Genomic DNA, 19,888 nt, shown 5'->3' on the forward strand with positions numbered 1-19,888 from the left:
TGCACGGCCGTCGTGTTCGCGGTCGGCCACGCGTCGATCGGCATCCTCGCGCCCGTGATCCTCGTGGCCGCCAGGCTCGCTCAAGGCCTCTCGGTCGGCGGCATGCTCCTGACCGTGCCGATCACGACTCTCGTAGGCAAGACCTCCGCCCCGTGGATCGCTTCCCTGCTCACGATCACGGCACTGGTGCTTCTCAGCGGTATACGGCTTTGTCGGCGATCACCAAAGCGGAAAGGGCGGCTCTCCGGCCAACGAGGCGCAGACTTGCGGCGCGTGGTGACGGCGACTCCTACCACCGCGCTAGTGCCGTGGCCGTTTTGCGGCGACGGCTCAGAACGGCGGTGGTTCGTCAGCCGGGCGGGGTTCGTGCAGCGGTGGTGGCGTGCTGTCGTAGGACTGCCCAGTAGGCGTGGTGATCGTCAGAGTGCCATCAGCCGCAAGCCGATAGACCCACCCAGGCTCGTCCTTCAACCGATGATCACGACGGCAGAAATCGATCAGCTCATCAGCATTGGTATGGCCACCGAACTCCCAAGGCACCGCATGGTCGAGATCGCAGGCCCGAGCGGGACGGTGACAGCCCGGTCTTCGGCACTCACGATCCCGCACCCGGACGAACTCGTCGAGACCCGCAGTGGGGCGATACCGGTCGCGGCCAAGGTCAAGTACTTGCCCGGACAACGGATCAGTGATGATCCGGCGCAGCACCGTGTCCGCCCCGGTCGCGATCTCCCGGGCCAACGTGGCGGGGATGTGACCATGCCCCGCCAGTTCCGCCGGATCATCCTTCACCCCAGATAGGTGAACAAATCCATGTACAGAAACACTTCCGCCCGTTCACTCTTCCCGCCCTGACCACCCAACAGCAGATCGAGCGCGACGTCGGCACGGAGCTGGTCCAGCGTGCGGGTCTCCCCACCGGTCTTCAACGCCCGAGCCTCACGATCGATCCGCACATACGCGGCGGTCACCTTCTCCACCGGGCCGTCCTCGACCTCGATCGACGCCACCCCCGTCTCACCGTGGCGCATCGTCAACCGACGCCCGCCACGATGCCGCTCAGCACGCCTGCCCGCACCCTCACGATCCACCGTGATCGCCGCATGACCCGCCGCCTTCCGAATCTGCCCAGAATTCTTCCCCGGCAACCGATCCTCCAGCAGAGCATCGGCAGCGAGAGCATCCTCGTCGGACAGCCACGCCGTCGCCGCCGCGACCTTCATCGCCCCGAACCCACTCACCTTCCCTTGATCCATCAACCCCAACGTCCGAGGCAGACGAGACGTCAACGCCTCCGCCGCGGCGACCATCGAACCCGCATGACCGTCCACAACAGACAACGCGAAAGCGACCTCCTGCACCACACTCCGCGCACCATCCCGATGCCGAGACAACTGCGCGACCGCCCGAAACCGCACCGCCTCCAACCGCGCGATATCAGCCGACACAGCCCGCGCCAACGCCACACACTCCTCATCGCCCAAGGTGAGAGGATCGGGAATTTCCTTCAAGGGAGCCATAAAGGCTTCAGTAGTAGCCACCCGACGAACCTACAACCAGCCACCGACACTTTCCGGAAACCGGGAGCACCAAGCCCTTGCCGATTTCCGGAAATGCGGCGTGAAACCTCAGCGCTAGTCCAAATCGAGCAAACCCTCGGCGCCGTTCTCGAGATCCCGGGCGATTTTCACCGACCGGGGCAGCATGATCTTCTCGTAAGCGGCGACCGCATCGCCGATCGTGGCGGAGCCGGCCAGCGCGAGGGCGAGTTCGCAGGCGTCGAGCATGGCCAGGTTGGCGCCGACGCCGAGCGGCGGCATCAGGTGGGCGGCGTCGCCCAGCAAAGTCACCATCGGCGAGTGCTCCCACGTGTGCGGGACCGGGAGGACGAACAGCGGGCGATCGATGTACGGCCCGTCGTTGTCGGTGATCATCCGCAGCATCTTCGGCGCCCAGCCGGAAAACGCGTCGAGCAGCCGGGTGCGGAGCTCCGGGGTGTCGCTGGCGCCGACCCAGTCCGCGGGCAGGCGTTGGACGATGTAGACCCGGATGTGGTCACCGCCGTTGCGTTGGGCGAACAGGCAGCGGTCGCCGTCGGCCGCCATGGCGCTGCCCTGACCGACGAGGGCGGAGAGTTCGGGGTGCGCGTTCTCGACGTCGTCGAACCAGGCTTCCAGGAAGGTGATCCCGGCGTACTCCGGGACGGCCGAGGACACCGCCGGGCGGACCCGTGACCATGCGCCGTCGGCGCCGATGATCAGATCCGTTTCGACGGTCGTCCCGTCCACAAAGGACAATCGCGAGCCGTCGACCTTGTCCAGGGCCTGCCCCCACCGCACGGTGCCCGGCTCGAGCGAGTCGAGCAGGAGGTCGCGTAGCCGTCCTCGGTCGATCTCCGGGCGGAAGAGTTCGCCTTCGTCCGGGACGTGGTGCTCCAAAAGCGTCCCAGCGGGATCCAGTTTGCGCATTTCCTGCCCTTCCGGCCGGGCTAGCGCGAAGAACTCGTCGAGCAGGCCCGCCTCGCGCAGGGCGAGCTGACCGTCGTCCGCGTGCAGGTCGACGGTGCCGCCCTGGTTACGGGCGTGGGGATGGGGGTCGCGGTCGTAGACCGTCACGGGGATGCCGTGCTTCTGCAGGATGCGGGCGCAGGTCAGGCCGCCGGGGCCCGCTCCGATGATGCTGATCGTCATGAACCCAGAAAAGCAGAACGAGTTAAAAAGTGCAATGAGTCAACTTCGTGACCGTGGCAACTCATGCGCTAGACTTCGCTCATGGAGACACCGGGACGGCGTGAACGCAAGAAGGCCGCGACCCGTCAGGCGCTCGCGGACGCCGCGCTGGACCTGTTCCTGGAGCGGGGCTACGACCAGGTGAGCATCCGCGACATCGCCGAGGCGGCCGACGTGTCGACCACGACGCTGTTCAAGCACTTCCCCGGCAAGGAAGCACTGGTCTTCGACGAGTCCCAGGGCAGGGAAGAGCGCTTGATCGCGGCAGTACGGGAGCGCGCGGCGGGTCAGGGCATCGTCGAGGCGCTGCGCGAGTACGTGCTCGCCACCTGGCTCCCGCTCACGGAGCATCCCCAGTACGCCGAATTCACCGAACTGGTGAACAGCACCCCCGCGCTGCAGGAGTACGGCGAGCGCATGTGGACCCGGCACGCCGCGGCCCTCGGCGCCGCCATCGCCGACGACACCGGCGCGGACCCCGGCGATGCCGCCTGCCGCGCGCTCGCGCGGTTCGTCCTGGACATCCCGGCGCTCACGAGGGGAACGCCGGATCCCCGAAAGGGTGTCGAGGAGATCTTCGACCTCCTCGCCAACGGCTGGCGCTAGTCGTCTTCGGAAGCGGGACGTGAGGCGCGCAGCGAGCCCGGATGCGCCTTGGCGGAAGGATCTTTTCGGGTCTTGAGCAGGCTCGCCACCGTCACCACGACGAGAATGCCGATGATCACCGCGAGGCTGATCGGCGTCGAGATCTCCGGAACGCTGTCGTCGATGTCGACGTGGGCCCAGTGCAGGATCAGCTTGATCCCGATGAACCCGAGGATCACCGCGAGCCCGGCCGACAGATAGACCAGGCGATCGAGCAGGCCCTTCACGAGGAAGTACAGCGCGCGGAGGCCCAGCAGGGCGAAAGCGTTGGCGGCGAAGACCAGGTACGGCTCGTCGGTGACGCCGAAGACCGCCGGGATCGAGTCCAGCGCGAACAGCAGGTCGATCCCGCCGATCGCGAGCAGCACCACGACCAGCGGCGTGCCCACCCGCTTCCCTTCGAGCCGGGTGAACAGCTTGCCGCCGTCGTACTCCTTGGACAGTGGCAGCAGGCGGCGCGCCGTCCGCACCACCACGTTGTTCTCGATGTCCGGATCCTCGTCGCGATGCCGGAACAGCTGGATCCCGGTGTAGATCAGCAGCAATCCGAACAGCAGGAACATGAAGGAGAACAACGAAAGCAGTGTGGCACCGAGCGCGATGAAGATCGCGCGCATGATCAGCGCGACCACGATGCCGAACGTGAGCACCTTGTGCTGATGTTCCTCGGGAACCGCGAAGGTGCTCATGATGATCACGAAGACGAAGAGGTTGTCGACCGACAGGCTCTTCTCGACGATGTAGCCCGCGAAGTACTGCTGCCCGAAGTCGCCGCCGTGCGCCAGCGTCAGCCAGACGCCGAACGCCACCGCGACCAGGATGTAGCCGACCGACCAGGCCACCGCTTCGCCGAAGCCGACCTTGTGCGGCCGCACGGCCGCCAGGACGAGATCCAGTGCCAGCAGCCCGAGAATCAACCCGATCGTGACGATCCAGGTGAGGCCATCGATCTGGAGCATCCGCGCCCTGTCTTTCTTTCGACGGCAGGAGCCCCGATCCTAAGGGCGAGCCCCCGGGTCCGCATTCGCATGCCGGGGGGCCGCGTCCAGCAGTGCCGCGAGAACGGTCTTGAGCAGCGGATGATCCGCGCTCCCCCGCCGGACCGCGGCGAACACGCGGCGCAGCGGTGGCTCGCCGCGCAACGGGACGGCGACAGCACCCGGGACGGCGGTGAAAGCGTTGCGCGGCACCAAGGCCACGCCCTCGCCCGCGGCGACCAGGGTGGTGATCGCGTGGAAGTCGTCGGACACGTGCCGGATCGCCGGGTTGGCACACACGATCATCAGCACGTCGCGGCAGGGATTCCCCGGTTTCGGCGCGATCCAGTCGTCGTCGGCGAGTTCGTCGATGTCCACTTCGGACGCTTCCGCCAGCCGGTGCGCGGTGGGCAGCACGGCGTCGAACGGCTCCGCGTACAACGGGAACCGGGTGAGCCTGCTCTCATCCGTCCGTGGCGAGAGCCGGTACTCCTCGGTGATCGCCAGGTCGACCTCGCCGTCGAGCAGCAGCGGGATGCTCGCGTGCCCCTCGACGTCCTGCACCTGCATCGAAACCCCGGGGGAACCGGCGCGCAGCGCGGCGATCGCCGGCGCGACGACCATCGTGATCGCGGAGGCGAAGCTCGCCAGCCGCACCATCCCCTGGACACCTGTGTCGAGCGCGGCCAGGGTGGCCCGCGCCCGTTCCAGTTCGGCGGCGACGGCGTTCGCGTGCACCACCATCAATTCACCCGCGGGGGTCAGCGAAACCCGCCTGCCCCGCCGTCTCAACAGCTGCTGGCCGCACTCGGCTTCGAGGGCGGCCAGCTGCTGGGAGACGGCGGACGGCGTCAGGTGCAGCGCCTGGCCCGCCGCCGTCACGGTGCCGTGGTCGGCGAGGGCGCGCAGTACCCGCAGCCGTCGCGGATCGATCATCAGTCCATCATGGACCTTGCCGTCACGAACGCGTCGACGGCCCGGTTCACGTCGTCGGTGGAATGCGCGGCCGACATCTGCGTCCGGATCCGGGCCTTGCCGTGCGGAACCACCGGGTACGAGAACCCGACCACGTAAATGCCCTGGTCGAGCAGCAGATCGGCCATCTTGCCCGCCTTGGCGGCGTCGCCGATCATCACCGGGATGATGGGGTGCTCACCGGGGAGCAGGTCGAAACCCGCCTCGGTCATCCGGCGCCGGAACAGTTCGGTGTTGGCGCGCAGCTTGCCCAGCAGCTCACTCGACTCGTCCAACAGTTCCAGCGTGGCGAGCGCCGCGGCGGTGATCGACGGTGCGAGCGAGTTCGAGAACAGGTACGGCCGGGATCGCTGCCGCAGCATCTCGACGATCTCCGCGCGGCCCGAGGTGTAACCGCCGCTCGCCCCGCCGAGCGCCTTGCCGAGGGTGCCGGTCAGCACGTCGACCTTGTCCTGCACGCCGAACAGTTCCGGCGTGCCGCGACCGGTCGGGCCGGTGAAGCCGACGGCGTGCGAGTCGTCCACCATCACCAGGGCGTCGTAGCGCTCGGCCAGCGCGCAGATCTCGTCGAGCGGCGCGAGGTAACCGTCCATGGAGAACACGCCGTCGGTGGCGATCATCCGGTAACGCGCGCCGGACGCCTCCTTGAGCCGCGCCTCCAGATCCGCGACGTCGCGGTTGCGGTAACGCATCCGCTTCGCCTTGCACAGCCGGACGCCGTCGATGATCGACGCGTGGTTCAGCTCGTCGGAGATGATGACGTCCTGGTCGGTCAGCAGCGTCTCGAACAGCCCTGCGTTGGCGTCGAAACAGGAGCTGTAGAGGATCGTGTCCTCGGTGCTCAGGAACTCCGAGAGCTTCGCCTCGAGTTCCTTGTGCGGCTGCTGCGTCCCGCAGATGAACCGCACCGACGCCATGCCGAAGCCCCAGCGGTCCAGCGCCTCTTGCGCGGCCTTGACCAGGGCCGGGTGGTCGGCGAGGCCGAGGTAGTTGTTGGCGCAGAAGTTCAGCACCTCGCCTTCGGCGACGCTGACCGAAGCCCGCTGCGGTCCCCGGATCACCCGCTCACCCTTGTACAGCCCGGCTTCCCGGATTTCGGCGAGCCCGGCCTTGAGGTCGTCGCGCATCGCGCCGTACATCAGTTCTCCGTCCAATCCAGAATGACCTTGCCGCAACGGCCTTCCCTGGCCGTGGCGAACGCCTTCTCGTACTCGGTGTAGCCGAACCGGTGGGTGATCACCGGCGAGATGTCCAGTCCCGCTTGCAGCAGCACGGACATCGAGTACCACGTTTCGAACATCTCGCGGCCGTAGATCCCCTTGATCTGGATCATCTTCAGCACGACGGCGGCGATGTCCACCGACACGTCGGAGGCGGGGAGGCCGAGCAGGGCGACACGGCCGCCGTGGGACATGTTCGCGATCATGTCGCGCAGCGCCTCGGGCCGTCCGCTCATCTCCATGCCGACGTCGAAGCCTTCGGCCATGCCGAGCCGCTCCTGCGCGTCGGCGATGGTCGTGGAGGAGACGTCCAGCGCCAGGTCGACGCCGACCTTGCGGGCCAGTTCCAGCCGGTGCTCGCTGACGTCGGTGACGACGACGTTGCGCGCGCCCGCGTGGCGCGCGATGGCGGCGGCCATGATGCCGATCGGGCCGGCGCCGGTGACCAGCACGTCCTCCCCGATGACGGGGAAGGACAGCGCGGTGTGCACGGCGTTGCCCAGCGGGTCGAAGATCGCGGCGATGTCCAGGTCGACCTTGGTGCGGTGCACCCAGGCGTTCATCTCGGGCAGCACCGCGTACTGCGCGAACGCGCCGTCGGTGTGCACGCCGAGGCCCTTGGTCCTGGCGCACAGGTGCCGCCTGCCCGCCTTGCAGTTGCGGCAGCTCCCGCAGACGAGGTGTCCCTCGCCGCTGACCAGATCGCCCACCTTGACCGTCGTCACCGACCGGCCGATCTCGACCACCTCGCCGACGAACTCGTGCCCGATGACCAGCGGCGCGGCGATGGTGCGTGCCGCCCAGTCGTCCCAGGAATCGATGTGCAGATCGGTACCGCAGATCCCGGCGCGCAGCACGCGGACGGCGACGTCGCCGGGGCCGACCGCGGGGTCCGGAACGTCGGTGAGTTCCAGCCCCGGTGCCCGGTCGGCTTTGACCAATGCCTTCATTGCGCGAAGTCTGGCCCGGCGGCGCTGTTCAGTCCATCGCGAGTTTCTGAATTCGCTCGTTAGCGTGTCTTCACAAGGAGGGGTACCAGCGCTTCGCCACCTTCGGATGCGAACGCAACCATCCGATCAGGGCGTTTTCGCCGTACGAGGCGAGCAACGGGTTGTCCGCGTCCTGGCTGATCCCGCGAGCGGCCGCGGCCAAATCTTCGGGCAGTTCCAGCGGTTCGACGACGGCGTCGAGACGCGGCGCGAGGAAGAACGGCACCGAGTAGCGGTCCACCCCGGCGGGCGGGCTGAGCACCCGGTGCCGGGTCGCCCGCAGGTAGCCCTGAGTCGCGATTTCCAGCATCTCGCCGATGTTGACCACGAAACTGCCCGGGACCGGCACGGCGTCGATCCAGCTCCCGTCGTCTCCCCGCACCTGCAGACCGCCGATCTCGTCCTGCTGCAACAGCGCGAGATAGCCGTAGTCCTTGTGCGAGCCGACTCCCTGCTGTTCGTCGGCGGCGGGCCTCGGCGGATAGTGGACGATCTTCAGGTGCGTGGCGGCCTCGTCGTCGAACCACGCGTCGAAGTAGCCCTCGTCCTGCCCCAGGCTCGCCGCGAGCGCGCGAAGCACCTCACGGCTCACCCGCAACGCCTCCGCCTGCCACGCCAAGGTGACCTCGCGCAGCTCCGGCACCGCCTCGGGCCACTGGTTCGGGCCGATCAGCCGCGCCCACGCCGGATCGCCGGGCGACGGCTCGGCGCTTGCGCGCTCCGGGCCGACGTCGATCTGCTCCCGCCAGTCGCGGGAACCGCCGGTGTACTCGTTCCCGGTCCTGGTGTATCCCCGGAACTGCGGGGACTCGACGTTCTCGATGGCGAGCTTGTCCGCCTCGGGCAACGCGAAGAAGCGGCGCGCCACCGAGAAGATCCCTTCGGACAGTTCCGGCGGCACGCCATGCCCTACGACGTAGAAGAACCCGACCTCGCGAGCCGCCCGGCGCAGGTCGGCCAGGAACGCCTCGCGATCACCGGGAACCCGGAACCGCGAGAGATCGATCACGGGCAACGCTGTCATGAAGTCCTCCTTCGGTGGTTTCAGGGACACGGACGGACACGAAGTCCGGCCGCGGTGCCAGCTCGAAACCGATCGACCGGTACAGGCGGATGGCGGAGGTGTTCGTCGCGGCGGCGTGCATCATCGGCCGCTCGCCACGGGCGCGGATTCCCGCCGCCACCGCGCGGATGAGCCGGGTCGCCAGCCCTTGACCTCGGTAAGCGGAGTCGGTGCAGACGGCGCTGATCTCGGTCCAGCCGGGCGGGTGCAGCCGCTCCCCCGCCATCGCGATCAGCGCGCCACCACGCCGGATTCCCAGGTATGTCCCCAATTCGATGGTCCGCTGCCGGAACGGTCCCGGTTTGGTCCGCTCGACGAGGTCGAGCATCTCCGGGACGTCCTCCGGTCCCAGCCGGATGGCTTCGGGATCTTCGGCGACTTCGAGCGCGACGTCGACCAGCCGGACCCCGGCGATCCTGCCGAGGACTTCCCAATCCGCCGGGACGGGCAGTGTGCTGTGGACGGTGACCGTCTCGCCAGGGCCCGCCAACGCGGCGACGTCGGCCCACACGCCGTCGTCCGGTTCGGGTGGCAGCGCGAAGAAGGGGGCGACATCGACCTGGTAGCGCAGGACCTGGCCGAAGCGTTCGGCGAAGTGGGCGTGCGGGCCGGTCAGAGAGGCCCAGGCCGGATCATCGAAAGGGGTGACCATGACGGCTGCGACATCGGCGGGCGGGCTTTCATTCCCGCTCCCACATCGTGAACACGCGTGCGCGACACCGGGCAGGCCGAGCGGCCTCAGGATCCGGCGGTCACCGCGAGGTCGGCGGCGGGGTTCGGCCCGAACCAGTCGAGACAGACGACCATGGCGTCGTCGGCGGCGGGCCCGTCACCCCGGTGCTCGCCCAGCTCGGCGAGCACCGCCCTCGGCACATGGGCCGCGGGCAGGTCCGCGGTCGCGACGATGGCTTCGGCCAGTTCACGGTCTCCGTAGAGCTCGCCGTGCGGGCCCTCCACGCCGTAGACGCCGTCGCTGACGAACACGAAGCGGTCACCGGGCAGCGCTTGCAGGCGCTCCACGGTGTACGCGGTGTCCTCGAAGGTGCCGAGCGGCAGTTGCTCGTCGAAGGTGACCCGGTCGGCCTTGCCGTCGCGGAACCGCCACAGGCGGGGCGATCCGGCGTCGACGGCGTCGATCGCGCCGGTCGCGAGGTCGAACTCCAGCAGAAGGGTCGCGACGTGCTCCTGGCCCCGGTGCTGGGCGTAGAGGGCCTGGTCCGCGAGTTCGGCCTGGGCATCGAGCGGGATCCCGGCCCGCCGCGCGTTGCGAAGCGCGTTGATCGCGAGGTTGGTCAGCAGCGCCGCACTCGCACCGTCCCCCATGCCGTTGACCAGCGTGACCGACAGCTTGCGCGCGGAGGCCGACCAATCGAAGCAATCGCCGTAGATGGCGTACGCGGGCTCGAGCTGCCCGCCGAGGGCGAATTCGGGGCGGGCGCACGCGCGACCGGGGAGCAGCTGCCACTGCATTTCGGCGGCGAGCGTGAGCCGGGACGACCGGCGTGCCTGTACGTAGAGGTCGGTGTCGCGGTCGGCGACGAAGACCTCGTGTGCCAGTGCCTCGGCGAACCGGCCGAGTTCGGCCCAGACGGGCGGTTCCTGGTCTTCGGGGAGGGTGACGGCGAGGACGCCGAGCCGATCACCGCGGACGGAGACCGGGAGGTGAGCGCGGATGCCGTCCTCGACGGTCTCGAACGTCGCGCCCTGCGTGGTGAAGGCTTCGCCCGCCGTCGTGCCCGCCACCGAGACCGGGTCGGTGGTGTAGGGCAGCACGGTCACCCGCCGCAGTTCCGCGAGACTGTAGTCGGCCATCAGCAGGTCGACGACCACGGCGCCGAAATGCTCCCTGAGCGCCGAACGCAGGCCGTCGAGCAACTGGTGCGGCTGGACGCCTCTCAGAATCCGCTCGACCGCCAAGGATCTGTCCACGTCGTCGCCTCCGCACACCGGGAACCGGCGTCTCACTCGGACACCGGCGAAGCCGTCCGCACCGCGTTGGCGGACCGGCCGGTGGACGTGCCGCGATGTGCTGAGCTGACAAGTTCAGCATAAGGATGCGAGAGTGGGTGTCGTGAATCGGTCCTCCGAGCCGCCCGGCACCGAAACGGTGGCGGCGGCGGTGGCCGAGACGGCCGAGCTGCTCGAGATCATGTTCGAACGCGCTCGCGAGGCGTCACCGCGTCCGCTGTCGACGTCCCAGGTACGCGCTGTCGTGGCTCTCGACCACCACGACGGGCTGAACCTGCGCGCCCTCGCCGAGCTGCTGGGTTCGACCCCGCCGCTGGTGAGCCGCCTGTGCGACCGGCTGGAAGCCGTCGGCTTCGTCGACAGGCTGCCCGGCACGCACAGCCGTCGCGAGGTCACCTTGCGGCTCAGCGACCGAGGCCGCGCGTACCTGCGTGACCTGCGGGCACGCCGCCGCGAAAGCCTGGAGTCGGTGCTGGGAAAGCTCACTCCGGAGGCCAGGACCGCGCTCGCCGCCGGGCTGCGCGAGTTCCGCGAGGCCGCGGCGGGGTTCTGACGCCCAGAGGGTGTCCACGCCACCACTGGAGTAGGGTCACTGTTGTCATATGACAACAGTCGTGCTCGCACGACACGAACACCGTGGAGGTGTGGTGCAGGGGACCGACGACTCCGCCGTCCGGGACCTGCTGTCGCGGATCTTCGACGCCGACCAGGAAGGCCTGGTCGAGGACTGGGTCCGACGGCAGCTGACCGATTCGCCCGCGTGGACCGGCGAGCAGGAACTCCGGCGCGAGGCCAAAGAACTCCTCGAAGCGCTTCGCGTGGCCCTCGGTACAGAGCTACGCCTGGAACGGATCGTCGACCGCGACGAAGCCGTCCGTGCCGCGCTGCGGGGGCTGTCCGAACGCCGTGCCCGCGCCGGTGCCGCGCCGACCTCCACCGCCATGGCGATCCTCGCGCTCAAGCGCACCACGCTCGCCGCCCTCGAACGCCGCACCGAGGATCCCGAGGTCCGCTACCAGGCCGCCCTGCAGGTGAACCGCTTCCTCGACGCCGCGGGCCTGCTCACCTTCTCGGTGTACGTCGAAGGCAGGGAAGAGATCATCCGCCGCCAGCACCAGCAGATGCTGGAACTGTCCACCCCGGTGGTGCGGTTGTGGCGCCAGGTCTTGGCGGTCCCCCTGATCGGCACCCTCGACAGCGCCCGCACGCAGGTGGTGATGAGCAACCTGCTGGAGGCGATCCAGGCCCACGAGGCCAGGGTGGCCATCATCGACATCACCGGTGTGTCCACAGTGGACACGGCGGTGGCGCACCACCTCCTGCAGACCGTCAGCGCCGTCCGGCTCATGGGCTCGGAATGCCTGATCAGCGGTGTCCGGCCGTCGATCGCGCAGACCGTCACCCAGCTCGGCATCGACCTCTCGCACATCGAAACCCGCGGTTCGCTCGCCGACGCGCTGGCCTCCGCGATGCGGCTGATCGACGACCACGCCCGGCCCGGCGTGGTGACCGGGTGAACGAGCAAGCGGGCCTGCCAATCCTGCAGCTCGGGGACATCCTGATCAGCGGGCTGCTCAGCGACCTCGACGACACGACCGCGCTCCGGTTCACCGGCGAACTCACCGCCCGGATCTCCGACAAGGGGATCCGCGGCGTCATCCTCGACATCTCCCGGCTGGAGATCATCGACTCGTTCGTCGCCCGGGTGCTGATGGAACTGGCCGCCACCGGGCGGCTCCTCGGCGCCAGGATGATCGTCGCCGGGATGCGTCCCGCCGTCGCGATCACGTTGTCCGAGCTGGGATTGCAGCTCACCGGCGTCCAGACCGCGCTCAACGCGGAACAGGCCATGGAACTGCTGGGGTGGCGCCGTCCCGTCGAGGCCGCCGAAGAGGCGCCTCGTGCTTCCTGACGAGCTCGCCGCCGCCGAAGCGCGTGACCACGCCGTGCGCGCGGAAGAGGATTTGCTCACCGCCCGGCACGCGGTGCGGGCCGACGCGGTCGCGGCGGGTTTCTCGATCGTCGACCAGACGAAGATCGTGACCGCCGCCAGCGAACTCGTGCGCAACGCCTACATCCACGGCGGTGGCGGCACGATGACCATCGCCGTCGTCCGGGACCGCCGGGGGCGGGTGGGGCTCGCCCTCTCCGTCCGCGACGAAGGTCCCGGTATCGGGGACGTCGAGCTGGCCATGACCGACGGTTTCAGCACCGGCGCCGGTCTCGGGCACGGCCTCGGCGGCACCCGGCGGCTGGTCGACGAGTTCACCATCGACACCGTGCCCGGCGAGGGCACCACGGTCACCGTCGTCCGCTGGAAGCCATGACCGTCGCCGACGCGTCGCTCACCCGGCTGGTCCACATCGACCACGTCAGCGCGGTCTACGCGGCGACCCGGGCCGCTCGCGAAGTCGCGGCCGAGGCGGGTCTTCCCGAGGTCCTCGCCGAACGCGCCGCCGTCGTCGCCTCGGAACTGGCGAGCAATCTCGACAAGCACACCGGCGGCGGCTCCGTCTTCGTCCAGCGCTCACTGGCCGGGCCGGGGGTGGACATCCACGCCGTGGACACCGGCCCGGGGATGGCCGATCTGGACCACTGGCGTGTCGACGGCAACAGCACCACGGAAACACTGGGCACCGGACTCGGCGCCGTCGGCAGGCTCGCGACCGAGTTCCGCATCCGCTCCGCGGCGGGGGTCGGCACCGTCGCGGCCGCCAGGATCCTCGCGCCGGGACACGAAATCGCCGATTTCGCGCACGTCCGGCTCCCCCGCGAAGGCGAAGAGCGGTGCGGTGACGCGCTGGCCGTCTCGTCGATGCCCGGCGTCCGCACGGCGGTCGTCGTCGACGGACTCGGCCACGGCCCGGAAGCGAGTGACGCCGCGGAAGCCGCGATCGCCGTGTTCCGCCGCGATCCCGACCGCCCGCTGCCCGAGCACCTGAACGCCATGCACCGGACGCTGCGGCAGACCCGCGGCGCGGCGGTCGCGCTCGCCCGGCTCTCCGAGAGCGGGCTCGAGTTCTGCGGCGTCGGCAACATCGGCGGTCTCGTGCTGACGCCGGGACACACGCAGCCGTTGCTGAGCATCCCCGGCGTCGTCGGCTTCACCCTGCCGTCCGTCCGGGTACGGGCACTTCCGTTGACCGGCCACGAACTCCTGGTCCTGCACACCGACGGGATCAGCGCCGCTTGGCGCGGTCCGGCGGCGCTCGGGCCGCTCCCGGCCACCACGCTCTTCGCCGCGGATCTCGCCCACCGTCACCGCGACCTTCGCGACGACGCCGCGTTGATCGCCTTCGGGCCGGGAAAGGGGCTTCCGTGACCGACACTTCCATTGTCCGGTTACGCCGTCGCGTGCGTGAGGCGTGCGCGGCCGCCGGGGTCCCGGCCGAACAACGCGCCCGGCTGGTGCTCGCGGTGTCCCTGCTCGCCGAAAACGGTCCCGCGCCGGAGCTTTCGACCACCATGGCCGACGGGCGGCTGTCCGTCACGCTGGAGTCGTCCCGGCCCGTCGGGCGTCGTCGGCGCACCACGCTCCCCCTCCTTCCCGCCGCGGGCGAGGGCACGAGGCTGACCTGGCATCTCGACGCGAGCGCCGAGCCCGTTCCGGCTGCGGACGACGACGAAGTGGCCACCAGGGACGAGATGCTGGCGCTGGTCGCCCGTGCCGACGCGGTCGCCAAGGACCAGCGCGAGCTCAAACACGAACTGGCCGAGACGAACAGCGGCGTGCTCGCGATGTACGTCGAGCTGGAAGAACGGGACGAGCAACTCCGCAAGGCGCACGCGGTGATCTTCCGCGAGCTCGAAGACGCGCTGCGCCCACCGCCACCGCCCGCCGGTCCCTTCGAGCTGGCCGTGCACTACGCGCCGAGCCAGCAGGATTCCCCGACCGGCGGGGATCTCTACGACTGGTTCGTGCTGCCCGACGGCTGCGTCCACATCACCCTCGTCGACGCGGTCGGGCACGGCGTCACCTCGACCCGGCACGCGCTGACGGTCACCCACGCCATCCGCACCCTGGCGCTGGAAGGCCATCCGTTCCGCGATCTGATCGGCCGGACCGCGCGCACCCTGGCGACGATCGAACCCGATCTGATGGCGACCGTACTGCTGGCCCGGCTGGATCCGGCGACCGGCGAAGTCACCTTCGCCAACGGCAGCCACCCCCGTCCGGTGCTCGTCACCGACGGCGGCACCGAACTGCTCGCCGCGGCGACTTCGGGCCGGGGCATCGGTTTCCCCGATCCCGGCAGCCGGAGCCTCGTGCACCGCACCCTCGCCGACGGCGACCTGCTCGTCATCTACACCGACGGGCTCGTCGAAAGCCGCAAAGACTTCCAGGAAGGGGAAGCCCGGTTGCTCGCGGCAGCGCGACGGAACGCCGGGCGGCCGACCGCGGAGATCCCGGACGCCCTCGCCACCGAGATGCTCGACATCGTCCTGCACGCCGACGACACCGTGGTCATCGCGATCCGCCGTTCGGCGGGTTACGGTGACCCGGATGAGGGACGACGTCGAACCGGACGCAGCGGACGCTGAGCTGCTCGACGCCTTCCGCGCCGGTGACATCGCCGCCGGCGAAGCGTTGTTCCGGCGGCACGCCGAACCGCTCCGCCGTCTCGCGGCGGGCTGGGTCACCGAGCCCGCGGAACGGGACGACCTCGTGGCCGAGGCCTTCGTGCGCGTCCTGGGCGTCATCCGCGCCGGAGGCGGCCCCCGGGACAACCTCCGCCCTTATCTCGCGGTCACCATGCGGAACCTGGTGGCCAAATGGAGCCATCACCGCAAGCGGGTCGAGCTGTACGGCACGGCTCCGGCGATCGAAATGGCCGCCGGAGCCGTGGGCGCGGAGGAGCTCCTCATCCTCCGCTCGAACGCTCGCCTGGCGTGGACCGCCTACTGCGCGCTCCCCGGCCGCTGGCGGACCGTGCTGTGGCGGACCGAGGCCGAAGGCGACTCGCCGAAGGTGGTGGCCCCGCTGCTGGGGGTGTCCCCCAACGGCGCCGCCGTCCTGGCCCTGCGCGCCCGTGAAGGGTTGCGCCAAGCCTTCCTGCAGGCGCAGGTCCCCGAAACGGGAACGCCGTGCTGCCAGGAAGCGCGGCGACGGATGGGCGCGTGGCTCCGCGGCGGGGTGCCGGACCGCCGCGCGAACCTGATCACCGCGCATCTGGCGGGCTGCGAACCCTGCCGGACCGTCGCCACCCGGCTCGACGAGGTCAACCGCGAGATGCCGCCGGGGGTCCGCGCCGTCTCCGCCTGAGCGATCAGCCGGGGACCGGGGCACCCTCCCCCGCGATCCGCAGCGCCTCCACCAGTTCGCGGTACAGCGTGTCGGTGGCGAGCAGCTGCTCGTGGCTGCCGCTCGCCCGCACGCGGCCTTCCTCCATCACCACGATGGTGTCCGCGTCGATCACCGTGGACAGCCGGTGCGCCACGGTCACCACGGCGCCCTCGACGGCCCGCCGCCGGATGCAGTCGTGGATCGCGCTCTCGGTCCGGCCGTCCACCTGCGCGGTCGCCTCGTCCAGCAGCACGACGTCCGGCGTGCGCAGGATCGCCCTGGCCAGCGCGATCCGCTGGCGTTCCCCGCCGGACACCGACGTCGACGACAGCGGCGTGTCCAGCCCTTCCTCGAGGGCGGCGATCTTGTCGCTCAGGCGGACTTCGCCGAGCGCTCGCAGCACCTCCTCTTCGGTCGCGTCCGGGTGGGTGAAGAGCAGGTTCTCGCGGATCGTCCCCGGCACGATCGGCGTCTCCTGCTCGACGTAGGCCAGCCGTGTCCGCACGTCCGCGTACGGCAGGTCCGCGTACTCACGCCCGTCCAGCAGCAGTGAACCCGACTGCGGCCGAACGAACCGCATGATCAGCGACAGCATCGTGGTCTTGCCGGCACCGGACGGCCCGACGATCGCGGTGTGCCCGCGCCTCGGGATCTTCAGCGAGACGTCCCGCAGCGCCGGTCGGCCGCCGTAGCCCGCGGTCACCCCGCGCAGTTCCAGAACCGGGCCGTCCTGCTCGCGCACGGTTTCCGGCCGCGAAGACACCTTGTCCTCTTCGATCTCCATCGCGTCCATCTCCCGGATCCGGCCTGCCGCGGCGATCCCCGACTGCAACGCGGTCATGTTCTGGCTCAGTTCGGTGATCGGCTCCATCAACGCGAACGCGTACAACAGGAACGCGATGAGGCTCGACACCTCGAGCAGGCCCGCGCCGACGCGCCAGGCACCGAGGCCGAGGATCACCAGGATCGCGCCCTGGATTCCCGACCACGCCACCACCCAGGCGACGGCCTGCCGCCGCACCGCGCGGACGCCGTGCACCGCGGCGGCCTCCGCGTCGACCAGGATCCGTTCGGACTGCCGGGCTTCGGCACGGCTGGCCTTCACCGTGCGGATCGCCCGCAACGCGCCCTCCAGCACACCGCCGAGCGTGCCCACCCTGTCCTGCACCTTCTCCTGTTCCTTCGCGATGGCGGGCATGAGCCACGCGAACAGCGCGATCACCACGACCACGGCCGCCACCGTCGTGCCCAGCAGCACCGGGTCGAGCACGCTCATCAGCACCAGGGTGCCGACGAGCATCACGACACCGTTGATCAGGCCGATCACGCTGGACGACGCCGCTTCGCGCAGCAGCACCGTGTCCGAGGTGACGCGGGTGACCAGTTCCCCTGTCGGCCGCTTGGTGATCGCCGGGATCGTGGCGCGGAAGAACCGCCGCACCATCGAATCCCGCGCCTTCAGCACCACCCGCTCGCCGACCGTGCCGAGCAGGATCCACTGCGTCAGCCAGATCACCGAGCCCACCAGCATCAGGCCGAGCAGCGCCAGCACGGGTCCGGCCAGCGAAGCCGACGAGCCGAGCGAGTCGAGCACCCACTTCGTGACCATGGGCGTGGCCAGGCCGGTCGCGGAGCCGAGCAGGGCGAGCACGAGGCCGATCGCGAGTGCCCCCTTATGCGGCCGCGCGAACGACCACAGCACCTTCAATCGTGGAGTATCCATGGTTCCCAATGGAACACGCGTGTTCTAAAATCGTCAAGCGAGTTCCGGATCGGGGAGCGAGGTACGGTACCGGCCATGAGTGAGGGTGTGGTCACCGAGACGGGTGTCCGGGCGAGGACCCGGCGCGCGATCCTGGACGCGGCCATCGAGAAGCTGACGAAACAGCCGAGCGCGACGCTGGCCGACATCGCGGCGGCGGCGAACGTCGGGCGCACCACGGTGCACAGATACTTCGCGGAGCGCTCGGACCTGATCGACGCCATCAGCCACGACGCCCTCGACAAGATCTCCCAGGGCACCGAACGGGCCCGGCTCGACGAAGGCCCGGCCCCGGCGGCGCTGGCGAGGCTGTGCCAGGAGTACTTCGAACACGCCGACGTCTTCCAGCTGCTGTTCACCATGCCGGATCTGATGACCCGGCCCGAATGGCAGGAGGAGAGCGACGACGACCGCGTGCTGCTCGGGCTCATCGAACGCGGGCACCGCGAGGGCACGGTCGACCCGGCGATGACGAAGGAATGGTTGCTGCAGCTGCTGTGGAGCCTGCTCTACACGGCTTGGGAGATGGTCCGGGAGAAGACCCCGAAGCACGAAGCGCTCACGTTGTGCCTGCGCAGCCTGGAAAAGGTCATCGCGGTCGACTGAGGCCTCAGTTGCCGAAGGCGCCGCCACGCAGCGCGGTGGCGCCACTGGGGCAGGTGAAGATGATCCGGTACTCCCCCGCGCCCCGGCCGTAGGCGTACCGGTCGCCGTCCGAGCAGTCGACGAAGACCTGGAAGTCGTCTCCCAAGCAGGAAAGCGCGTAACCCGATCCGGAAAGATGCGGATCCCGGCAATCCAGCGACGGGCCCCGCGGAGGTACTTCGGCTTCGTTCCCGGACAACCGGGCGGTGGTACCGCTGTAGCCACGTCCGGTGACCAGGTCCAGCCACGTGTAGCTCGCCTTGGCCGCGGCGTCGGCGGGCGGGGCCGATCCCACCGCGATCCCGGCGGCGCACAGCACGCTCGCCCCGACGATCCCCAGCGAATTCCAGAACTTCACCACGACCACTCCCCTGTCTGTTCAGGACAAGAGCAGCTTGGCGAGATCGGGAAACCAGGACAAGGGCCAAAAGGGCAGCACAGAAGGGGAGCACCTGGCCGGCTGAAGTCGTCCGAAAGGATGACGCGGGCACGCCCCGCTTCGATGATCCTTTTCCGGTGATGGAAAAAACCGGCACCCGTTCGGGTGTCGCCTGGGGAATCCTCGTCGGTGGGGTCGCGGTGTTCGCCGCCGCCCCCGCGCTGCTGCTGGCGACCGGGCACGACACGATCAAGCCGTCCGCGGATTCGGACAAGGGGCTCTCCCTCGCGGGCGCCCTGATTCCCGCGCTGATCGGGATCCTGCTGGTCCACGGGGTCCCGCTCCACGCACCCAGACTGCTCCCCGAAGTGACCGACCGGCGCGGACTGAGCAGACAAGCGACGGCCTTGGCGCTCATCGCCTTCTTGTGGCCCTTGGCGTTGTTCCTGGTGTCCACGGCGGGACATCAAGCACTCGTCCGCGACGTCTGGGCGCTCGCCAAACCACTCGTGTTCCTGTTGCTGCCACTGTTTCTCTTGCGGATCCTGCGGACCTCGGGAGAACCGGATCCGTTCCGGCTCACGTGGCGGCCTCGCCGGACCTGGCAGTGGCTCGCGCCGATCCCGGCCGTGTTCGTGTTCGGCTGGTTGTCAGTCCTGGGCCCGCTCGCCCCACCGCTCCCCACCGCCGAGGACTATCCCGACCCGGTGGTTCTCGCGGTGGGCGCGACGCTGACCTTCTTCACCGCGAACGTGCTCGAAGAGGTCTTCTTCCGCGGCATGCTGCAGACCCGCTTGGAGGCGCTTTTCGGGCGCTGGCCGGGAATCCTGCTCGCGTCGCTGCTGTTCGCCTGGCTGCATCTGCCGACACACGGCCAGGGAGGACTCCCCCTGACCTTGGGCGCGATCGTCGCCTTCCAAGGGTTCTTCGGCCTGTTCACCGGCTACCTGTGGTCCCGCTACCGCAACCTGTGGGCGCCGATCGCCGTGCACACCGCGATGAACACGCTGCCGTTGCTGCTGATGTGAGGCGACCAGAGGGGCAGAAAGTGGTGGGTCGGGTTGGTCGTGAGTGGCGTTTCGGGTTCTAGCCAAGGGCGCCTGAGGTACCTACTGGATTCTCCGTGCGAGTGTTCGCAAGTTCGTGATGCCCAGCGGCCGTGTCGCGAAAGCCACAGTGATGATGATGTGTACGGACGGGGGCCTGGCAGGGTCTGGCCCGGAAAGCCACTGACGCTCTTGGCGGGGTTGTC

Annotated in this window: 20 protein-coding genes and 1 pseudogene; 10 read left to right on the plus strand and 11 right to left on the minus strand. The window is 69.3% G+C overall.

What is annotated here, in order from left to right; translation table 11 throughout:
• Positions 1–330 precede the first annotated feature (330 nt).
• Positions 331–1,520 (minus strand): annotated as a pseudogene (locus ACZ5IK_RS41615) (HNH endonuclease signature motif containing protein).
• Between the two features lie 114 nt (positions 1,521–1,634).
• A complete protein-coding gene (locus ACZ5IK_RS41620; RefSeq protein WP_465492743.1) occupies positions 1,635–2,690 on the minus strand; it encodes an FAD-dependent oxidoreductase in 1,056 nt (351 codons plus the stop codon).
• An 81-nt stretch (positions 2,691–2,771) separates the two neighbouring features.
• On the opposite strand from ACZ5IK_RS41620, the gene ACZ5IK_RS41625 reads away from it, so the two are divergent.
• Entirely contained in the window at positions 2,772–3,335 is a 564-nt protein-coding gene (locus ACZ5IK_RS41625; protein ID WP_465492744.1) for a TetR/AcrR family transcriptional regulator, read from the plus strand.
• Here the strand turns inward: ACZ5IK_RS41625 and ACZ5IK_RS41630 are convergent.
• The 7 genes from ACZ5IK_RS41630 to ACZ5IK_RS41660 form a co-directional block, all read right to left on the minus strand.
• Positions 3,332–4,333 (minus strand): TerC/Alx family metal homeostasis membrane protein, encoded by a 1,002-nt coding sequence (locus tag ACZ5IK_RS41630; protein ID WP_465492745.1) that lies wholly within the window; start codon positions 4,331–4,333, stop codon positions 3,332–3,334. The genes ACZ5IK_RS41625 and ACZ5IK_RS41630 overlap by 4 nt on opposite strands.
• Positions 4,334–4,372: 39 nt before the next feature.
• Positions 4,373–5,287: a LysR family transcriptional regulator gene (locus ACZ5IK_RS41635; protein WP_465492746.1), complete on the minus strand. Its 915-nt coding sequence runs from the start codon at positions 5,285–5,287 to the stop codon at positions 4,373–4,375.
• Positions 5,287–6,465, minus strand: coding sequence for a glycine C-acetyltransferase (locus ACZ5IK_RS41640; protein WP_465492761.1), 1,179 nt, complete (start codon positions 6,463–6,465; stop codon positions 5,287–5,289). Before ACZ5IK_RS41640 ends, ACZ5IK_RS41635 begins: the two co-directional genes overlap by 1 nt.
• Complete coding sequence (gene tdh / locus ACZ5IK_RS41645; RefSeq protein ID WP_465492747.1) at positions 6,465–7,496, minus strand: L-threonine 3-dehydrogenase; 1,032 nt, start codon at positions 7,494–7,496, stop codon at positions 6,465–6,467. The genes ACZ5IK_RS41640 and tdh overlap by 1 nt, the downstream gene beginning before the upstream one ends.
• Positions 7,497–7,566: 70 nt before the next feature.
• Positions 7,567–8,559 (minus strand): isopenicillin N synthase family dioxygenase, encoded by a 993-nt coding sequence (locus tag ACZ5IK_RS41650; protein WP_465492748.1) that lies wholly within the window; start codon positions 8,557–8,559, stop codon positions 7,567–7,569.
• On the minus strand, positions 8,510–9,250 hold the full coding sequence (locus ACZ5IK_RS41655; RefSeq protein ID WP_465492749.1) for a GNAT family N-acetyltransferase: 741 nt from the start codon (positions 9,248–9,250) through the stop codon (positions 8,510–8,512). The genes ACZ5IK_RS41650 and ACZ5IK_RS41655 overlap by 50 nt, the downstream gene beginning before the upstream one ends.
• 86 nt (positions 9,251–9,336) lie before the next feature.
• The gene (locus ACZ5IK_RS41660; protein ID WP_465492750.1) at positions 9,337–10,527 is read right to left on the minus strand and encodes a PP2C family protein-serine/threonine phosphatase; all 1,191 of its coding nucleotides are present in this window, start codon (positions 10,525–10,527) and stop codon (positions 9,337–9,339) included.
• Positions 10,528–10,660: 133 nt separating this feature from the next.
• On the opposite strand from ACZ5IK_RS41660, the gene ACZ5IK_RS41665 reads away from it, so the two are divergent.
• The 7 genes from ACZ5IK_RS41665 (at position 10,661) to ACZ5IK_RS41695 (ending at position 15,829) form a co-directional block, all read left to right on the plus strand.
• The gene (locus tag ACZ5IK_RS41665; RefSeq protein ID WP_101608643.1) at positions 10,661–11,119 is read left to right on the plus strand and encodes a MarR family winged helix-turn-helix transcriptional regulator; all 459 of its coding nucleotides are present in this window, start codon (positions 10,661–10,663) and stop codon (positions 11,117–11,119) included.
• A gap of 94 nt (positions 11,120–11,213) precedes the next feature.
• Positions 11,214–12,083 carry an STAS domain-containing protein gene (locus tag ACZ5IK_RS41670; protein WP_465492762.1) on the plus strand — a complete coding sequence of 290 codons (870 nt, stop codon included), beginning with the start codon at positions 11,214–11,216 and terminating at the stop codon, positions 12,081–12,083.
• On the plus strand, positions 12,080–12,478 hold the full coding sequence (locus tag ACZ5IK_RS41675; protein ID WP_465492751.1) for an STAS domain-containing protein: 399 nt from the start codon (positions 12,080–12,082) through the stop codon (positions 12,476–12,478). The genes ACZ5IK_RS41670 and ACZ5IK_RS41675 overlap by 4 nt, the downstream gene beginning before the upstream one ends.
• Positions 12,468–12,893, plus strand: a complete 426-nt coding sequence (locus ACZ5IK_RS41680) for an ATP-binding protein (RefSeq protein WP_465492752.1) — start codon at positions 12,468–12,470, stop codon at positions 12,891–12,893. The genes ACZ5IK_RS41675 and ACZ5IK_RS41680 overlap by 11 nt, the downstream gene beginning before the upstream one ends.
• Complete coding sequence (locus ACZ5IK_RS41685; RefSeq protein WP_465492753.1) at positions 12,890–13,888, plus strand: ATP-binding protein; 999 nt, start codon at positions 12,890–12,892, stop codon at positions 13,886–13,888. The genes ACZ5IK_RS41680 and ACZ5IK_RS41685 overlap by 4 nt, the downstream gene beginning before the upstream one ends.
• Positions 13,885–15,108 (plus strand): PP2C family protein-serine/threonine phosphatase, encoded by a 1,224-nt coding sequence (locus ACZ5IK_RS41690; RefSeq protein WP_465492754.1) that lies wholly within the window; start codon positions 13,885–13,887, stop codon positions 15,106–15,108. The genes ACZ5IK_RS41685 and ACZ5IK_RS41690 overlap by 4 nt, the downstream gene beginning before the upstream one ends.
• Positions 15,071–15,829 carry a zf-HC2 domain-containing protein gene (locus tag ACZ5IK_RS41695; RefSeq protein ID WP_465492755.1) on the plus strand — a complete coding sequence of 253 codons (759 nt, stop codon included), beginning with the start codon at positions 15,071–15,073 and terminating at the stop codon, positions 15,827–15,829. The genes ACZ5IK_RS41690 and ACZ5IK_RS41695 overlap by 38 nt, the downstream gene beginning before the upstream one ends.
• Positions 15,830–15,833: 4 nt before the next feature.
• On the opposite strand, the gene ACZ5IK_RS41700 is transcribed toward ACZ5IK_RS41695, so the two are convergent.
• A complete protein-coding gene (locus tag ACZ5IK_RS41700; protein ID WP_465492756.1) occupies positions 15,834–17,573 on the minus strand; it encodes an ABC transporter ATP-binding protein in 1,740 nt (579 codons plus the stop codon).
• A 75-nt stretch (positions 17,574–17,648) separates the two neighbouring features.
• Between ACZ5IK_RS41700 and ACZ5IK_RS41705 the strand changes: the two genes are divergently transcribed.
• Positions 17,649–18,218, plus strand: a complete 570-nt coding sequence (locus ACZ5IK_RS41705) for a TetR/AcrR family transcriptional regulator (protein WP_465492757.1) — start codon at positions 17,649–17,651, stop codon at positions 18,216–18,218.
• Positions 18,219–18,222: 4 nt separating this feature from the next.
• Here ACZ5IK_RS41705 and ACZ5IK_RS41710 read toward each other — a convergent pair whose 3' ends face one another.
• Complete coding sequence (locus tag ACZ5IK_RS41710) at positions 18,223–18,618, minus strand: hypothetical protein (protein WP_465492758.1); 396 nt, start codon at positions 18,616–18,618, stop codon at positions 18,223–18,225.
• 158 nt (positions 18,619–18,776) lie between these two features.
• Here ACZ5IK_RS41710 and ACZ5IK_RS41715 point away from each other — a divergent pair, with 158 nt between their 5' ends.
• A complete protein-coding gene (locus ACZ5IK_RS41715; RefSeq protein WP_465492763.1) occupies positions 18,777–19,664 on the plus strand; it encodes a lysostaphin resistance A-like protein in 888 nt (295 codons plus the stop codon).
• The last annotated feature ends 224 nt before the right edge of the window (positions 19,665–19,888 follow it).

The sequence above is a fragment of the Amycolatopsis sp. NPDC031561 genome, from assembly GCF_055580625.1.